This window comes from Mycoplasmopsis fermentans PG18 (genome assembly GCF_000209735.1).
GTDB lineage: Bacteria > Bacillota_I > Bacilli_A > Mycoplasmatales > Metamycoplasmataceae > Mycoplasmopsis > Mycoplasmopsis fermentans.
In genome coordinates this window covers 192,038-208,866 of record NC_021002.1, presented here as the reverse complement: position 1 = coordinate 208,866, position 16,829 = coordinate 192,038, and the positions used below count along the sequence as shown (strand labels likewise).

Here is a 16,829-nt window from a genome sequence, read left to right as displayed (position 1 = left end):
TTAACTTTTGTACAATGTTAAGTTCATATCATCAACGGCTCTAAATTTTTTGCCTTTAATTTTATATTCTTTACATAGGCCTTTTATTTCTATAAGCTTTTCTAGTCCATCATATTCTCTAGGTTCAATTGCAGGGTGATTTAAAATTCTGTTTTCATGTTTTTCAAGATTTTCAACGAATTCTTTAATTGAGTTGCTCATTCTTGTTTCTTGAGTTTCAGTTAGTTTTGGCATAAATCCCCCTTTGTTTTTTATATTTAAATTATACTTTAAAGATAGTTAAAAAAACAATCATATGATTGTTTTGTGGAATTTTTCTTTTTTGCCAATTTTTACCAAAGCACTATAAAACAGGCTTTTTAGAATTTTTCAAGCATTTCCATTTGTTTTTTAGGATATTTTTTAAATCCAAATTTAACAAATTTTCTTATAGATGCTTCTATTTCTTGTTCTGATTTTTTAAGACCTATTTTTTTGATTAAACTATATTCAATGAAAAATAAAATTAATAAATAAAGAGAAAGAATTGTGAGTATTGAAAAGACACAAATTAAAATTCAAAGTAAAGTTGTATATGTGATTGATGGTGCCGCTTTATTTTGTCAAGCATAAGCGATTACAGTTATGATCAATAGAATTATCATAAAAATAAATAGGAGTCCAAAAGCTTTAATATTCATTTGATTTCTAAGATTCAAATGATCTAAATTGCTTTTGTACACTTTTTTATAAGCTTCTACTTTTTCTTCAAAAGAATATTTTTTCTTTTCGTTTTTTATTTCTTGATCCATAACTTTCTCCTAATCAAAAGTAACATTCTTTAAGTTTTTGATTCAATTCAATATATATTTATATGTTCGGTCAAAATCTATTTTTTTATCAACTTTAAAGTTTTTATTATCAGCAATTTGAGCAACTATGTTATAAGCTTCAGTTTCGCTCAAATCATCCTTTGATTCAATATCAATATTGAATTCTTCTTTAATTTTGTTTGGATAATATTTAACAATAACTTTTAAAAAGTTTTCTGCTAAAAATCTTTGAGGAAAAATATTTGTTTCAATTGACCCTATCATTGCTAATTTAATTGCTGCACTTTGATCTTCATGTTTAGGCAATAAAATTCCAGGTGTATCCATAAAGTAAAAATTATCTGATATAACTCATTTTTTAACTCTGGTAACTCCAGGATAATTTGCTACTTTTAAACTTTTCCTTTGACTCATTAAATTAATCAATGTACTTTTCCCAGCATTTGGCACTCCTAATACAAAAACTTTTATGTTGCTAGTTAAAAAACCTTTTTCTTTATCTTTTTTAATCTTAGATTGAGATAAAACTTTTAATTGATTTAAGATTTGATTTCTACTTTTTAGTTGTCTTAAATCAAGTCACAAAAGTTTTTCATTTTGAAATCTTTTTTGGATCTTTTCTTTTTTACTTTTATCCATTAAATCACTTTTTGTGATTACAAAAAGTCTTGGTTTTTGAGGCGCGATATTATCAAAATCTTCATTATAACTGCTAATTGGAATTCTAGCATCTAGAACAATTAAAAAGATATCGGCTAAGGTTGCATTTTCCTTAATTTCACGCATGGCTTTAGCCATGTGACCAGGATATCAATTAATTAAAGTTTGCTCATTATTATTCATTTTTTTTGATTTTCTTTCTTAAGTTTGTATCAAGTAATTCATTAAATTGTTTGTTTTCCAATTCAGTTATTTTGTTATTTAATTTTTGTCGATCAACATTTCTAGCTTCTTCTAATGATTCAATTTCAGTTTCTAATTGCTTAACATAATTTCACAATTGATCAATAAAATTATCTACTTCAGGAACTGAGTAACCATTTAATTCTCTACTAAAATTTTTGTTGAAAAATTTTTCGTTATTTGTTTTCTTCATAAACCCTCTTATTATTTATTATATATTTTATTTAAAATTATTCCACTTGCTACCGCAACATTTAGGCTTTCAAATTCAATAGGGATGTACACTTTTTGGTCACAATATTTATATAAATTTTTATTGATTCCGTTGCCTTCATTTCCTAAAATTAGAACCACTTTTTCTTTATTTATTTTTAATTCATCTAGTTTAATTGAATCTTTATCGAGAGAAGTGGCAACAATAAAATAACCTTCATTATTTAGTACTTTAATTAAATCTTCATTATTGTTTTCTTTGATTAATGAAACTTGGAAAAGTGCACCTTGAGTTGCTCTAACTACTTTGTCATTATAAAAATTTACATTCGAAATAACCGTATCAAAACCAAAGCATGCAGCATTTCTAATAATAGTGCCAACATTACCTGGATCTTGGACATTATCAAGCAAAATGACTTTATTTTTTATTTGACTTTTAGGTTTTAAACACAAGGCTACAACACCATCTGGATGCATTGTACTTGAGATACTTTTTAAAACATTACTTTTTACCAAAGTAGCTGTTTTATAGGTGCTTTTGCTTTCTTCTTCAAAAATTTCAATAACTAAATTTTTAGCTAAAGCTTCTTGTACTAAATGGTAACCAGATACTAAAAAGTAATCACTTTTATTGTCTTTTTGAACCTCTTTTAAATACTTAATTTTAGGATTACTTACACTTGAAATTACTGTTTTTTCCATTTGATTAAGAAGTCCTTTCCTTTTTGAACTTCATATAGACTTAACTCTTTAAAATCTAATTGACGCATAATTTCAAAACCTACTATTGCAACAGTATTGGCTAAATTGATTGATCTCATTTCACTCATCATAGGTATTCTTAAGCAATTTTCTAAATGAGTTTGCAAAATTTCTTTGTCAATTCCAGTTGATTCTTTTCCAAACATTATTCAAACTTCTTTATTCTTTTTGTATTCTTTTTTAAAATCAACATCTGTATAAGTTTTTAAACCATAACGAGTTAAATAAAAGATATTTTTGTTTTTATATTTTTCATAAAAATCTTTATACGAAGCGTGCACTTCATGTTGAATATCACTTAATAATCTGCCTGCTGCAGGACGCGATAAATACTTAGGATCTAAATCAAAACCAATTGGTTTAATAATATGAAGTTTTGCTCCAAGTGCAAAACAGGTTCTAATTATATTTCCTGTGTTAGGTGATATTTCTGGTTCAAATAAAACAATATTAAGCATTTTTTTCTCCTTAAATTAATAAATTAATTTTATTATAAATATTGTTATTAGTAAATAAGTAATTAAAGTTTAATAAAAAAATCAAGCAAATTGCCTGATTAATTATTATGTGCCTATATGTAATTATTAGTTTTTATTTTTTGTTGTTTTTTTGGCAGCAGCTTTTTTTGTTGGTTGCGGTTTAGATTCTTCTTTTTTAGCTTCTTTTTCACCTTTAGCTAATTCTTCTTCTCTTTTTTTAGTATATGCTTTAACTCTTTTATCTAATTCTTTTGAGAAAGCTTCTTTAGATTTTAAGTATGTCGCAAAACCGTTTTTGTCAAATTTTTCTAAAACTTTTTCAATAATAATGAATGTTTTTAATGTGTCCATTGCATTAACACTTGATTTAATTTCACCTTTTTCATCAAAAAATGTGTCTTCAATAAATTTGGTGTCTAAGCCTGTATTATAGGCTAATGATAAAATTCTAAATGCAAATTTATCTTTATGAAATTCAGGTTTAACTTGTTTAACGATTTCAGTTGAAATAGTTTGTTTTTTAACTTTTGATGAGTGGTCTTTAGCTAATAAATCCATTAATTGTTCTTTTGTTTGACCTAATAATTCAAGATATTCATGTAATTTGATTTTTTGTTGTTTTAAATTACTTTCTAATTCTGAAAGTGATTTTTTAACATCTTCTTTAATAAATGCTTTATGAATAATAAAATCATTTTTCCTGTCAAATTCTTCAACTAATTCATTAAAATAGTTTTCAATAGATTCATCTAAAGCACCAATTTCTAAAAGTAATTGAACTTCTTTTTTAACTTCAGCAGCATTTTTAGCTTCTGACATTTTTGCTAGACGAACTGTACCAAAGTTTTTGTCAGTTAATTCAACTTTTTCTCTTCTTTTTGCATCTTTAATTTCTACTTCAAAAGTAGCGGGTTGTCCTTTAAGTTTTTCAACTGCATATTCTTTAGGGAAAGTAACTTTAACTTCACCTTTTCAACCAATTTTTTTGCCAATTAATTGATCTTCAAATGTATCAATAAATGTGTGTGATCCTAATTTAAGATCAAAACCTTGAGCTTCACCACCATCAAATGGTTCATCTTTAATAAAACCTTTGTAATCGATTGTTACAGTGTCACCATCTTTTGTTTTTTCATCTTTTTTAAGTGGTAATAATAAAGCATTCTTTTCTAATTGTTGAGCGATTCAATCTTCAATATCTTTCTTTTCAATTTTGATTAATTCAAATTTTGTTTTAGGTGATTTGATTTGAATTTTTTCAAAATCAGGTAAAAGAGGAAATGTAATTTCTAATGTTGCACCTTTTTTAGGATCTAAATCTTTAAGATCTATTTTAGGAATGAAAGCTATTCTTTTGTTTTCTTTTAATAATTCTTCTTTCAAGCGATCGTGATTATTTCTTCAGTATTGATCAACTACTTCACTTGCTACAGAAAGAGGATTAACTCTTTTTTCAATTTCATGTTGTGGTGCTTTACCTGGTCTAAATCCAGGAATTTTAATGTTTTTAACTTCCTTGGCTTTTGCATCAGCGTAAAGTTTTTCTCATTCTTTGCCATTAATTTCAAGAGTGTAAACTAATTCACTCTTTTTTTCATCAATAGTAAACTTCTTGTTATTTTCAGCCATAATTCTCCTTAAATTTTATTTGTTAACTAATAATGTATTTTAATTTTAATATATTAATTAAATTTAATAAACATTTTTTTACTAGTTTAAAAATTTAGGTATTTAAAAAAATACCGTTTTTCACGATATTTTAGATCTATATTTTAATATTTTTTATCAATAATATCTGAATCTTTGTTCGAATCTTCTTCTTAAAAATACTATTAAGGGAAAAGTGAAATAGGCTAACATTCCACAAATTATAGGTTCGCCAATAATATTAATTGGATGAACAATTATTCATTCTTTAATAGGTAATAAATTTTTTAAATCACCAAATATTTGATTATGTAAATGTTGAAATGACAATGTTAAAACAATATTTAAAATTGCTGCAATAATTGAAATCATAATAAATTTTCAACATTTTATATTGTTCTTAACATTAAAAATTTCATACAGCATATAAACACATATTGCCATTAAAACTCTAGGAATAACGGCGATATCAAAGTTTTGATATTTAATCGCCCCCATTATAAAAGCTAAAATTCATGAGCTAAATCCAAAACATAATCCTGCTGAAAGATTACCAACATAATCTAAGTGAAAAGTTCCAAAAACAACTATAAAAGCTAAAAAGGTTATTTGAGTATGCCCAATAGGAATGTAACCTAAATAAGGCACAGTGGCAGATCCCAAAAATCAAGCTAAATAAAATGCTAAAGTTGAAATAAGAAAAGGTAAAAAAGCAGCTTTTGTCGCTTTTTTATATTTTTTCAATATAAAATCAGCAAAATCTCTTTTATATCTTTTTTGATTTCTAAATGCAAATATTAAATTCATAAAAATAATTATAAGATAAATTGCTTATAATGAGCTTTATTGAGAAAATATGCAACATATTTCAAATAAAAAATCATAAATATTGGGTTAAAACGCCTAAATCTTGATGTTTTTCATTTTTAGGAAGTTTTATATTTTGATCATTTAAAAACATCGACATGTAAATTGGATAATAAGTTATTTTGTCTTTTGCTTCAACATTTTGAGTTGTAAAAATACAAAATTTACACTTTTCGATATAAAAAATGTTAAATTTGATTTTTTCAATAATTTTGAATAAAAAATGAGCATGTTTTGCTCACTAAATTATTTAACTTTAAATATCTTTTTTCCAAGTTTAATTCATTCTTTAACTATTTCTTTAAAATAACTAAAACCAATTTCATAAAATTGAGGATCTTTTAAGTCAGCACCAACTTTTTTAAGTGTTTCAAGAGGATAATCTCTATCTCCAGCACTTAAGAAATCATTGATGTAAACTTGCAAGTATTTTTCGCCTTCATTTTTGACTCTTGTGTAAAAGTAATTTGCAACCAATTGACCTATAGCATACTTGTATACGTAAAATCCGTAGTAATAATGAGGTACATAAACCGACATAATATTTTTTTCTTTTTTGTATTTAATTTTCTTGGTTGCATATTTCATAGAATTCTTATGATAAATCTTACTTAATGAAGTATATGAGGGACTAGCTTGATCTTTTTCGATAGCATTATATAAATCATATTCGTAGTTAGCTCAAAGTATTTGTCTAAATACGGTTCCAACAAACCCGTCAATCATGTTGTCCAAAATTTTAAATTTAAATAAATCATTTTTACTTGTTTTTAATAAATAGTTATAAAGCATAAGTTCATTAAATATTGAAGCTATTTCAGCCAAAATAATTGGATAAGAAGCATTACTTATATCATTATTTTTATCTGAAAAATAAGAATGCATTGAGTGGCCTAATTCATGAGCTAAAGTTTCAACTGAACCTAATTCACCATCAAAATTCATTAAAATATATTTCTTATCCAAACCATAAGTATTGCCGATGCTATAAGCTCCTGAAAGTTTGTTATCAACAGTCATATAGTCAACTCATCTTTCATTAATTGCTTTAGTAATCATTTTGTGGTATTCAGATCCAAAAGGTTTAAGAGCTTCTGAAACAATATTTTGCATTTGTTCAACTGTGTAAGTACTTTTAACTTTGACTAATTCACGATATGAATCATATTTTGCATGATATTTTTCTTTAAATTTTGCTTCATAAAACTTTTTGTAATACTTGTTTCTATTTTTTATTGTATGTTTTAATGTCGACACTTTGTCAAATAAAAATTGCAACATAGAATCATCTACTTTATCACTGTGAGTTAACATATCAATAGTATTTTTGTATTTACGTATTTTTGCAGTTACAGTTAATCCTTTGAAATGTTGATAAAGTAAGTTAGCCATTGAATCTTTATGTTTCATGTGCGCTTTTAAAAATGAATCACGTGTTGATTTTCTAATTTTAAAATCATCTTTTTTCATAAATTTTGCTTTAATTGCTGGTGACAATTTATATTTTTTTCCTTTTGAATCAGTTGCAAAACCATAGTCTAATTCGCTATCTGAAATAATATTAAAAATAGATTCATAGTCAGGATTTGCACTTGAACTTTGATTCAAGTATTCTTCAACTTCATCACTTAATTTGTGTTCATATTCTTCAATAGCATCAATAATTCCACGTCGTTCTTTTTTTAATCTAGGATCATCTTTTCATATTTTTAGTTTTTCAATATTTTTAAAAAATCTAACAGCTTCACTACCCATTTCTTCGCTAATTTTATTTGTTATATTTTCTCATTTTGTGCTTAAATCAGTCCATTTAGAATCTACTAAATTTTGATTACTATGATTAGAAAGATAATTGTGAATTCTATTAGATAAAACTCCCATATCTTTTCCCAATTCAACTGATTTAATGTAGTTTTCGACATTTTCATATTTTGTGTCTTTTGTTTTTAAAGCTATTTTAGAAAGCTCAATAAACTCATTAAATAAATCATAAATTGTTTGCCCTTTTAAGATATCTTCAAGATCAAAAGTGTATTTTTCTTCAACTTCTTTTATGTTTTTGTATTGTTTCATTTTTGTCCCTTTTTATGTTAATTATTTTAATTTTATCACAATAAGAACAAATATTTTTTTATTTTTTTGTCATAAATTTTGTCATAAATTTGTCTTAAATAAATTTTTTATGTATAATGTAATTATAAAAGTTAAAAAAAGGTTAAAAATGAATTTTGGAATCGAAAGCGAAACACTTGAATTTAAGAAAAATACAAATGAAATAAATGAGGCTATGAAATCAATTTGTGCCATGTTAAATAAACACGGAAAAGGCACATTATATTTTGGCATCGGAGATGATGGATTAGTATATGATCAAAAAATCAACATAAATACTTTAAGAGATATTTGCAGAAAAATTTATGAAAATATTGAACCTGTAATTAGTCCTATTATTGAGAAAAAAATTGTTGATAATAAACAAATAATAGAGGTAACTTTTTGTGGGAATGATGCTCCATATTCAGTTGAAGGCATCTATTATATTAGAAATGATGATGAGGATAAAATACTCAGTCCTAATCAATTAAGACAGCTTTTTGAATTCAATAAAAACAAAAGCTGAGATAGTGAATTAAGCGATTATGAAATTGATGATATTGATTTAGAAACATTTCAAAAGTTTTATAAAAAAGCTATAAAAAGTAAAAAATTAAATGAAATAGAATTTAATGCTGAAAACATTTTAAATAAATTAAGTTTGATGAAAAATGAAAAACTAACAAATGCTGCTCATTATCTTTTTTCGCATAGAGAACCTATAGTTTTAAAAATGGCTGTTTTTGCAACAGATCAAAAATTAACATTTTTAGATATCAATAGAATTTCTGGTAACATCTTTCAATTAATTGAGAAAGCTAATGAATATGTTAAATCTAAAATCAATTGAAAAGCAGAATTTGTAGATATAGAAAGAATTGATATTCCAGAAATACCAATTGATTCTTTAAAGGAAATAATTATTAATAGTTTTGCACATGCAAAATATGAATCTGCAATAGAACACGAAATTAATATTCATCCTAGTAATATTAAAATCTATAATCCTGGTCAATTTCCAATTGAATACACTCCAGAAGATTTTGCATATAAAAACATAGAATCAATTATTAGAAATCCATTAATTTTAAAAATGATTAATTTAGTTGATGAAGCTAAAATTTGTAATAATGGTTTCAAGAGAGTATATGAAGAATGTGAAAAAACTAATGCTAAAATTACTTATCAAAAAGGCAATTATGGTTTTGCATTTATATTTTTAAGAGAAAACAAAAGTTTAATTAGTAAAGATGAAGAATTTAAAGAATACTGATTGCCAGATTCTGCTTATTATGTATATATGGCTTTAAAAAATAATCCAAAAGAAACAGCTGGTTCACTAGCTAAAAAAATAAAAAAATCTTCGAGAACTATTCAAAGAATTTTAGATCTTTTAAAAGACAAGGGCTACATAGCTAGAATTGGTAAGACAAGAGGATATTGAAAAATTTTAAAATAAAAAGTGAAATAATTTGTGTACAAAACAACACATTTGATATAATTAAAATATATTTATTTAAGGAGCACAAAATGGAAACACTTTTTAAAACAATTGGCGACAATATTAAAATGGAAAGACTTGCAAAAAATATGACACAACAAGAATTAGCAGAATTAAGTAGCACCGAAAGATCTCAATTAACTAAAATTGAAAAAGGTCAAATTAAGGGCGTTCAGTTTTTTACAATTTGCAAAATATATAATGCTTTGAATTTGAATAATATTTATATTGGAAAATTAAACACAAAACTTTCACCATTTGTAAAATGGGCTGGTGGCAAAACTCAATTATTAGATAAACTTAAAAGTTTAATGCCAAAAACATATAACAATTATTTGGAACCTTTTGTTGGTGGCGGAGCATTATTACTAAATCTAAAGCCGCAAAATTTCATAATAAATGATTTTAATAAAGAATTAATTAATGTTTTTAATTGCTTTAAAAATGATAAAGATTTTAAATTATTAAAAAAAGAATTAATTAATCATGAAAACAATCATAATGATGGGTATTACTATAAAATAAGAGATTTGGACAAATTAGATAAATACGATAAACTGCCAAATTACAAAAAAGCTGCCCGAACAATATACTTAAATAAAGCGTGTTTTAATGGTTTATATCGAGTAAATTCTAAAGGACAATTTAATGTACCTTCTGGCAAGAAAAACTCAGTTAATTGCTTTGATAGAGACAATTTTGAAAATTTAAAAAACTTTTTAAAAACTACAAATAATCAAATTTTCTGTGAAGATTTTGAAGTATTTTGTGAAAAAGCTCAAAAAGGAGATTTTGTTTATTTTGATCCTCCTTATGATGTCATTGAAAACAAAAATACTTTCACTTCATATAATTCAGAAAGTTTTGGAAAAGAAGAACAAAAACGATTATCCGAAGTTTTTAAAAAACTTGACAAAAAAGGTGTCAAAGTAATGTTAAGTAATCACAACACAAAATATATTAATGAATTATATGCAGACTTTAATATTAATGTTGTTAAAGCAAAAAGAATGATAAATTCAAATGGAAGTGGACGAGGAGAAGTTGAAGAAGTAATAATTACAAATTATAGGGAGTAAAATGAAAAGAGATTTTGAAAAGTGATTTAATAATTTAACACCAACAATAGTTGGCTATGACTATTATGTAGATTTTGAAAAAATTAATCAAGATTTACAAGCTTATAGAAAAGAACTAGTTAAATTCAGCAATATTGTAGGTGACAAGAATATTTCTGAAAAATTTAAAAAAATATATGATAATGATAAACAAGTTTTAAAAATATTGCCAAGTCTATTAGCTGTAAGAAATAATTATTTGCAAATTTATGATAATCAGCAAATAAAAGAATTAGACTTTAAGAATTTTACAAATGACTTTAAAGATTACAATGACTTTTTTGAAAAAACAGGTCTAAAAGATTGACTTAAAAATAAAAGTCAAGATTATGTTTTAGGTTATTATGATGGTGTTCAAGCAGGCAGCAACACCAATGCAAGAAAAAACAGAACAGGTTTTAAAATGGAAAAACTAGTTGAAAAATATATTCAACAAGCTGGATATGTTGAAAACAAAACATATTTTAAACAAATATATTCAAGTGAGATCTATGAAAAGTTTGGAATTAATTTAAATAATATTCAAGAAACAACTGCAAATAAAAGATTTGATTTTGGAATCATTAAAAATCATAAATTTTATGCAATTGAAGTAAATTTTTATACGGCTCAAGGTTCTAAACTTAATGAAGTTTCAAGAAGCTATGAAAAAATTTATTTATCTACAAAAACAATTACTAATTTTGAATTCATTTGAATTACCGATGGAATAAATGGTTGAAAAAATGCAAAAAACAATTTGAAAGAAGCTTTCGAAATCATCGAACATCTTTATAGCATCAATGATCTAAAAAATGTAGTCCTTAAAAATCTTAAATAATTCAATAATAAACAAACCCTAAATTCTAGAATTTAAAAAATGGGGGGGCTATAAAAAATTTTGTGTTGAATCAATTCCTTTCTATTAAGAAAGTGAAATACTTTACACAAAATTCTAAACATTCTCAATATCATTCTCAAAATGTTTAATTATTACTTCTACAATTTCACCAAAGCTTTTTGATGTTTGTCAATTTTTAGATAAAACAAGTTTCTCTCATTGTAAATTTTGTAATTCTGAAATTTTAAGTGCATTTAGTAAATCTATAAAAATAGTTTTATCAAATGAAGCATTTCTAACTTTAAAAGCATTGTCAATGGCCTTTTTTAAGATTTCTTTATTAATAAATTTTTTTTGATTTTCAAATAAATAATAAATATCAAAAAAGTCTTTTAATCTTGAATTTCAAAAACGGTTGGTATAAATAGCAAAAACCTTTTCAGCAATTACATTTTCAATGTTATAAATTAGAAAAGTAAAATTTTCACCATAAATAGAATTAAATTCTTTTGAAATATAAGTAGGATCAATTTTTGATTCTTCAACAATGTCTAAAGGAACAATTTCTGTTATGTTTTTTATTTTTACTTTTACATACAATCTAATTCCTTTCTTTTCATTATTAACATTTATTGGTTATGTTTTATATATTTTGTAAATAGTGTCATTTTCATCTTTTTCATTCAAAATTTTATTAACAATGTCTTTTATTTCACCTAAATTTTTGTTTTTAAAAATTGACATAAAATCTAAATCAACTGTTGTTCTTCATTTATAGTTAAAAATTGTTGTTATTAAGTATCCGCCTTTTAATACAAAAAAATTTGAATATTTGCTTTTAGATATTTTTCTTAAAATTAATTCAAGAAAATAATTATGAAATATTTTATTAAATGGTATGTTAGTTTTTTTGCTTATTTCCTTGCTTATCATTTTAATTTTTTCTATTGTCATATTAATAAATTATTCCGATCATAATATTTTTCATTTCATCTAAAATATTCATTTTCTTAGCTATTTCATACAATAAATCCAAATTTTTATTTTTATATTGTGCATATCTTTTAATTGCATTAACATAAGTTTCTAAATTTGCTTTTTTTCTATTTTTTATTAAATCGCACAATACTCTTTCATAACAATAAACATAAACATCATTATTAAACATTGTTTTAACTTTTATTTTTCCTAAATCAGCTAACTCATCAGAAACATAATTAACTCTTATATTTTCTTTATCATTGAATTTGTACCCTTTTGTTACAGAAACATCAAAATTTATAGGTAAAAAGTCTGTTTCGTGAATTAAATATAAGGCTGTTTCATATGAAAAAATTGTCTTTGGGTATCTTAATTGAAACAAATAATGATCATCTTCTAAATACTCGGTCAATAAATAAATACCATGGGAAATTTTTTCAATAATTTTTTTTGACAATAACCTGTGTAATGTTTGATTGTGAATTCTTTGCATTGCGCACTCCTTTGTTGTAATTACACCATTGTGTTTTTTTCCAATTTTAATAACTTTTTCTTCTTGCATTTTCTTCTCCTTTTTGTGTTTTTGTGATTTTTACACATACATTATAACATTTTTATGTGTGAAACACACAAAACAATTAAAAAAACACCTTTTGATTGTTAATAAACATCCAAAAGGTTGTTATATTGATTATTTAAATTTGTTTTTAAGAATTCTAACTGAAATTTCATTTGCTTTAATTGGACTTACTTGTCCGCCTGAAACTTTCATTAAAGCACCTAAAACAAATTTAAGAACTCTTTCTTCACGATTAGGATATTCTGCAATAACACTTTCATTTTGGCTAATAATTTCATTAACTCATTTTGTAATTGTGGCTTCATCGCTAATTTGTTTAAGATTATTATCAACAACTAATTTGTCAAAATCACCATCAAAATTAACTAATAAAGGAACAAGTTTTTTAAATGAACGACCTGAAATAATATCTTGGTCCATTAATTCAATTCCTTTTAATAAGTGTCCATTTTTAATATTTAATTCAGTTGGATGAATGCTTTTGCTATTTGCTAGTGAAACTATTTCAGCAAAAAATAATTTAGATAATTTATCTCTATCAACATAATTAATAGAATCAAAATATTTTGCTAAATCAAGATCATTTAATAAACTGTTGATGTAAATATCTTGAATATTTTCTTTTTTGTATCTAGCTTCTCTTTCTCAAGGAAGTTCATTTAATTTAACTGAATCAATTAATTTTTTGCTTAATTTAATAAATGGAATATTTGGCTCTGGGAAGTATTTATAATCAACTTCACCTGTTTTTGTACGCATTACAACTGTACTTAAAGTAGCTTCATTATAACGCTTAGTTTGCTGTAAAATAGGCTTATTGGTCAAAATTTGTTTTCTTTGAAAATCAATTTCAAATTCAAGAGCATTCTTGATTGCTCTAAATGAGTTCATGTTTTTGATTTCAACTTTTGTACCAAAACCTTTGTAACCATATGGTCTAAGTGACACATTAACATCAGCACGTAAACTACCTTGTTCCATTTTAGCATCACTAATATTTAAGCTTAAAGCTATCTTACGAATCATATCAACATAAGCTACGGCTTCATCTGCACTTCTTAAAACAGGATGAGTAACTATTTCAATTAAAGGCACACCTGCACGGTTGTAATCTAATTTAGTCCCTTCTTCATCATGGTGTTGACGAGCTGTATCTTCTTCAAGGTGAATTCTTTCAATTTGGATTTTTTTAGGTCCTTTATCAGTGTTAATTGTGACATAACCTTCTGATCCTATTGGTCTTAAAAATTGAGTAATTTGGTAGCCTTTAGGTAAGTCAGGATAAAAGTAATTTTTACGATCAAAGTGCAATTCGTCATCTATTTTCATATTTAATGCTTTGGCTAATTTAATTCCACTTAAAACTGCTTCCTTATTAACTAAAGGTAAAGTTCCTGGATAACCTAAATCGATTTGGTTCATTGTTGTATTAGGTTCAGCATTAAAATCTATTCTTGCTGGCGAAAACATTTTAGTTTTTGTATTTAACTCAAGGTGAATTTCAATTCCAATAATTACTTCAAAATTATTCATGTTCACCTCCTAAAAACTCTTCCATTCAAAGAGCATGACTTAGAAGTTTTTCGTCTTGATAAATATCGGCATCAATAGCTAAATTAATTGGTAAGTTATCTTTTTTAATTCATGGGATTGTAATTGATGGATTCCCAGCTAAGTTAGATCCAGTTAAAATGTATTCCATATATTTGTAGTTTTTATTCTTCTTATTAATATAAGGAGCAACATCAGCATAAGCTGGATAAATCACAATGTCATATTGTTTGTGCAATTTATCTCAATATTCTTTAAATAATCTACGGCCTTGTTGAGCTTTTAAAAATAAATCTTTTTGATTTTCTGAATGTAAGAAGAAAGTGCCTAAAGTAAGTCTTCTTTGAACCATTTTTCCAAAACCTTGACTTCTTGTGTTAGTCATAATTTCTTCTCAGCTTTCGCCTTCTTTTCTTGAACCAAAAGCAATACCATTTAAATTTGCTAAATTTGAGCTCGCTTCTGAATAAGAAATTATGTCATAGATTGCTTTAACTGCATTGAGTAAATCTTCTTGAGGCTCAATAACTTCAACTTTAATATTTTTATTTGCTTTTAATTTAACTATTAATTCTTGAAAGTTGTTTGAAACAAAGTTGCTTAAATTCTTGCTTACATTCAAAACTCCAATTTTCTTAGGTTGAAGTTTTTGGACATTATCAATTTTAACTTTTTTAGAAGTAAAATCTTTGTTGTCTACTCCAAATAAAACTTGCGAAATCACTGCAATATCATTAACATTGTGTGCAAAGTAGCTAACTGTATCTAAGCTTGAAGCATAAGCAAACATACCATAACGACTAATTGCTCCATAACTTGGTTTAAATCCAACATTTCCATTATAACTCGCTGGCAGTCTAACACTATCACCAGTATCTGAACCAAGTGCAAAAGAAATATTATCTGTAAATGTAGCTACAGATCCTGAAGATGAACCACCCGCTAATCTTTCTTTATCTAGTGGATTTTTAATTAAACCAAAAGCACTAAAAGTACCAGTGCCACCAAGAGCCAATTCATCACAATAAACTTTTGCAACTCTTAAAGCACCTGCATCAATTAATTTTTGCACACAGGTTGCATTGTAGCCAGGTTTGAAGTTTTCTAAAATTAAGCTCGAAGCTGTTGTTTTTGCATCTTTAGTTGCAAAAACTTCTTTAATTGTAAAGACTGCATTGTTTAATAAACCATCGCCTTCTTTTAAAGCTTTATCATAAACATAAGCAACTGCATTATTTTTGTTTTTCTTTAATTCAGCTTGGGCTAAATCAAAATCACCTAAGACTTGTAGTTTCATTATTTCACCACCTTTGTTGTAATAATGTAATCTTGATCTTTGTCCATAGCATTGTTTAATGCAGTTTGTTTGTTGATACTATAAGAAGTGTCTTCAACATCTTCTCTTAAGAAGTCTACTAAAGCTTCTTCATTGATGTGACTTAATGGTTTAACATTTGTTGTATTTAATTTTTTAAGCATATTTAAGTTCTTGTTCAAAACTTTTCATTCAGTCATAATTTGGTCTAAAACTTCATTAGTTGGTTCAAGCATTAATGAAGCAACTATTTTTTTAAGTTCTTCCTTTGTAACTTTCTTCATAATTCTCCTTATCAATTAATAGGGTCATTAAATTCTTTATTATTTAAATATTTTAAACTATTATCTAAATTTTTAAATGTTATTGAATAACAATGCAAATATAATCTGTCAGCTTTTTTACCGTCATATTTTATGTCTCCATAAATAGGTGTTTTTAAATGAGACATGCTTAATCTAATTTGATGTTTTTTGCCAGTTAAAATAGATGCAAAAATTTCATTATTTTTTGTATAAAAAAGTGTTTTAGCTAAAGGATCTTTAGCATTATTTGTAACAACCATTTTGTGTAATTTTTCATCATGCTGAATATTAATTTCTACAAGTTTTTTAACTTCATTAAAATCACTTTTTAATTTATATATTTTTTCAAAAAAACCTGTTTTATAGTTTAATTCGACAAGAGTAGCATAATTTTTTGCATATATCATTAATCCACTTGTCACTTTGTCTAGACGTCCAACATGACTTGGTTTAAAACTATCTTTTTGATTATATTTTAAGTAACTTAAAACTTGTTTATCTAGACAATTATTTTCTGAATGAACAGCTAAGTTTATTGGCTTAGAAACAATCAAAATATTGTCATCTTCATAAATGATTTTAAAATCTTTTTTTGCACTATTTTCAAACTTCTTATTTTGGTAATCATTAGCCTCAATTCCATAAATTTGTATGATATCTTTTTCATTAATTATGTATTGAGGATCATTGATTCTAACACCATTAATTTTAATATCTTTATTACGCAAAATTTTGTAAATATGTGATGTTGGCGTATTAATTAATATTCGTTTTAAATAGCTAATTAATTTACGGCCATCATCATTTTTGGTTGCAATAAATTCAAGCATTTTGCCTTTCTTAAATATTAATAAAGGTGCTAAAAATAGCACCCTTAA

The 16,829-nt window shown here is 25.3% G+C and carries 17 protein-coding genes and 1 pseudogene; 3 read left to right on the top strand and 15 right to left on the bottom strand.

Features of this window, described 5'->3' with window-relative positions:
* The 9 genes from MBIO_RS04970 to pepF form a co-directional block, all read right to left on the bottom strand.
* The gene (locus MBIO_RS04970; protein WP_232048437.1) at positions 1–234 is read right to left on the bottom strand and encodes a hypothetical protein; all 234 of its coding nucleotides are present in this window, start codon (positions 232–234) and stop codon (positions 1–3) included.
* A gap of 125 nt (positions 235–359) precedes the next feature.
* Positions 360–791 carry a hypothetical protein gene (locus MBIO_RS01075; RefSeq protein WP_013526689.1) on the bottom strand — a complete coding sequence of 144 codons (432 nt, stop codon included), beginning with the start codon at positions 789–791 and terminating at the stop codon, positions 360–362.
* A 9-nt stretch (positions 792–800) separates the two neighbouring features.
* Positions 801–1,655 (bottom strand): ribosome biogenesis GTPase YlqF, encoded by an 855-nt coding sequence (gene ylqF, locus MBIO_RS01070; protein WP_013354392.1) that lies wholly within the window; start codon positions 1,653–1,655, stop codon positions 801–803.
* Complete coding sequence (locus tag MBIO_RS01065) at positions 1,648–1,908, bottom strand: MAG0865 family DivIVA-related protein (RefSeq protein ID WP_013354391.1); 261 nt, start codon at positions 1,906–1,908, stop codon at positions 1,648–1,650. The genes ylqF and MBIO_RS01065 overlap by 8 nt, the downstream gene beginning before the upstream one ends.
* Positions 1,909–1,919: 11 nt before the next feature.
* Positions 1,920–2,633, bottom strand: coding sequence for a TrmH family RNA methyltransferase (locus tag MBIO_RS01060; RefSeq protein ID WP_013354390.1), 714 nt, complete (start codon positions 2,631–2,633; stop codon positions 1,920–1,922).
* Positions 2,618–3,151 carry a tRNA (cytidine(34)-2'-O)-methyltransferase gene (locus tag MBIO_RS01055; protein WP_013354389.1) on the bottom strand — a complete coding sequence of 178 codons (534 nt, stop codon included), beginning with the start codon at positions 3,149–3,151 and terminating at the stop codon, positions 2,618–2,620. The genes MBIO_RS01060 and MBIO_RS01055 overlap by 16 nt, the downstream gene beginning before the upstream one ends.
* Before the next feature lie 126 nt (positions 3,152–3,277).
* Positions 3,278–4,801 carry a trigger factor gene (gene tig, locus MBIO_RS01050; protein ID WP_041594190.1) on the bottom strand — a complete coding sequence of 508 codons (1,524 nt, stop codon included), beginning with the start codon at positions 4,799–4,801 and terminating at the stop codon, positions 3,278–3,280.
* Between the two features lie 153 nt (positions 4,802–4,954).
* Positions 4,955–5,626 (bottom strand): hypothetical protein, encoded by a 672-nt coding sequence (locus MBIO_RS01045; RefSeq protein ID WP_041594189.1) that lies wholly within the window; start codon positions 5,624–5,626, stop codon positions 4,955–4,957.
* A 306-nt stretch (positions 5,627–5,932) separates the two neighbouring features.
* The gene (gene pepF / locus MBIO_RS01040; RefSeq protein WP_013526687.1) at positions 5,933–7,759 is read right to left on the bottom strand and encodes an oligoendopeptidase F; all 1,827 of its coding nucleotides are present in this window, start codon (positions 7,757–7,759) and stop codon (positions 5,933–5,935) included.
* A gap of 148 nt (positions 7,760–7,907) precedes the next feature.
* Here pepF and MBIO_RS01035 point away from each other — a divergent pair, with 148 nt between their 5' ends.
* The 3 genes from MBIO_RS01035 to MBIO_RS01025 all read left to right on the top strand — a co-directional run bounded on the left by MBIO_RS01035 (position 7,908) and on the right by MBIO_RS01025 (position 11,219).
* A complete protein-coding gene (locus MBIO_RS01035) occupies positions 7,908–9,239 on the top strand; it encodes an RNA-binding domain-containing protein (RefSeq protein WP_232048436.1) in 1,332 nt (443 codons plus the stop codon).
* A 71-nt stretch (positions 9,240–9,310) separates the two neighbouring features.
* On the top strand, positions 9,311–10,360 hold the full coding sequence (locus MBIO_RS01030; protein WP_041594275.1) for a Dam family site-specific DNA-(adenine-N6)-methyltransferase: 1,050 nt from the start codon (positions 9,311–9,313) through the stop codon (positions 10,358–10,360).
* Between the two features lies 1 nt (position 10,361).
* A complete protein-coding gene (locus MBIO_RS01025; RefSeq protein ID WP_041594188.1) occupies positions 10,362–11,219 on the top strand; it encodes a type II restriction endonuclease in 858 nt (285 codons plus the stop codon).
* 114 nt (positions 11,220–11,333) lie between these two features.
* Here the strand turns inward: MBIO_RS01025 and MBIO_RS05265 are convergent.
* From MBIO_RS05265 to MBIO_RS00990, 6 genes and pseudogenes are all read right to left on the bottom strand, one after another.
* Positions 11,334–12,152: pseudogene (locus MBIO_RS05265) on the bottom strand (nucleotidyl transferase AbiEii/AbiGii toxin family protein).
* A gap of 22 nt (positions 12,153–12,174) precedes the next feature.
* Entirely contained in the window at positions 12,175–12,762 is a 588-nt protein-coding gene (locus MBIO_RS01010; protein ID WP_013354381.1) for a type IV toxin-antitoxin system AbiEi family antitoxin domain-containing protein, read from the bottom strand.
* A 129-nt stretch (positions 12,763–12,891) separates the two neighbouring features.
* Complete coding sequence (gatB, locus tag MBIO_RS01005) at positions 12,892–14,313, bottom strand: Asp-tRNA(Asn)/Glu-tRNA(Gln) amidotransferase subunit GatB (protein ID WP_013526683.1); 1,422 nt, start codon at positions 14,311–14,313, stop codon at positions 12,892–12,894.
* Positions 14,306–15,628, bottom strand: coding sequence for an amidase family protein (locus MBIO_RS01000; protein ID WP_015510759.1), 1,323 nt, complete (start codon positions 15,626–15,628; stop codon positions 14,306–14,308). The genes gatB and MBIO_RS01000 overlap by 8 nt, the downstream gene beginning before the upstream one ends.
* Complete coding sequence (locus MBIO_RS00995) at positions 15,628–15,930, bottom strand: Asp-tRNA(Asn)/Glu-tRNA(Gln) amidotransferase subunit GatC (protein WP_013526681.1); 303 nt, start codon at positions 15,928–15,930, stop codon at positions 15,628–15,630. Before MBIO_RS00995 ends, MBIO_RS01000 begins: the two co-directional genes overlap by 1 nt.
* A gap of 8 nt (positions 15,931–15,938) precedes the next feature.
* Positions 15,939–16,781, bottom strand: a complete 843-nt coding sequence (locus tag MBIO_RS00990) for an RluA family pseudouridine synthase (protein WP_013526680.1) — start codon at positions 16,779–16,781, stop codon at positions 15,939–15,941.
* Between the last annotated feature and the right edge of the window lie 48 nt (positions 16,782–16,829).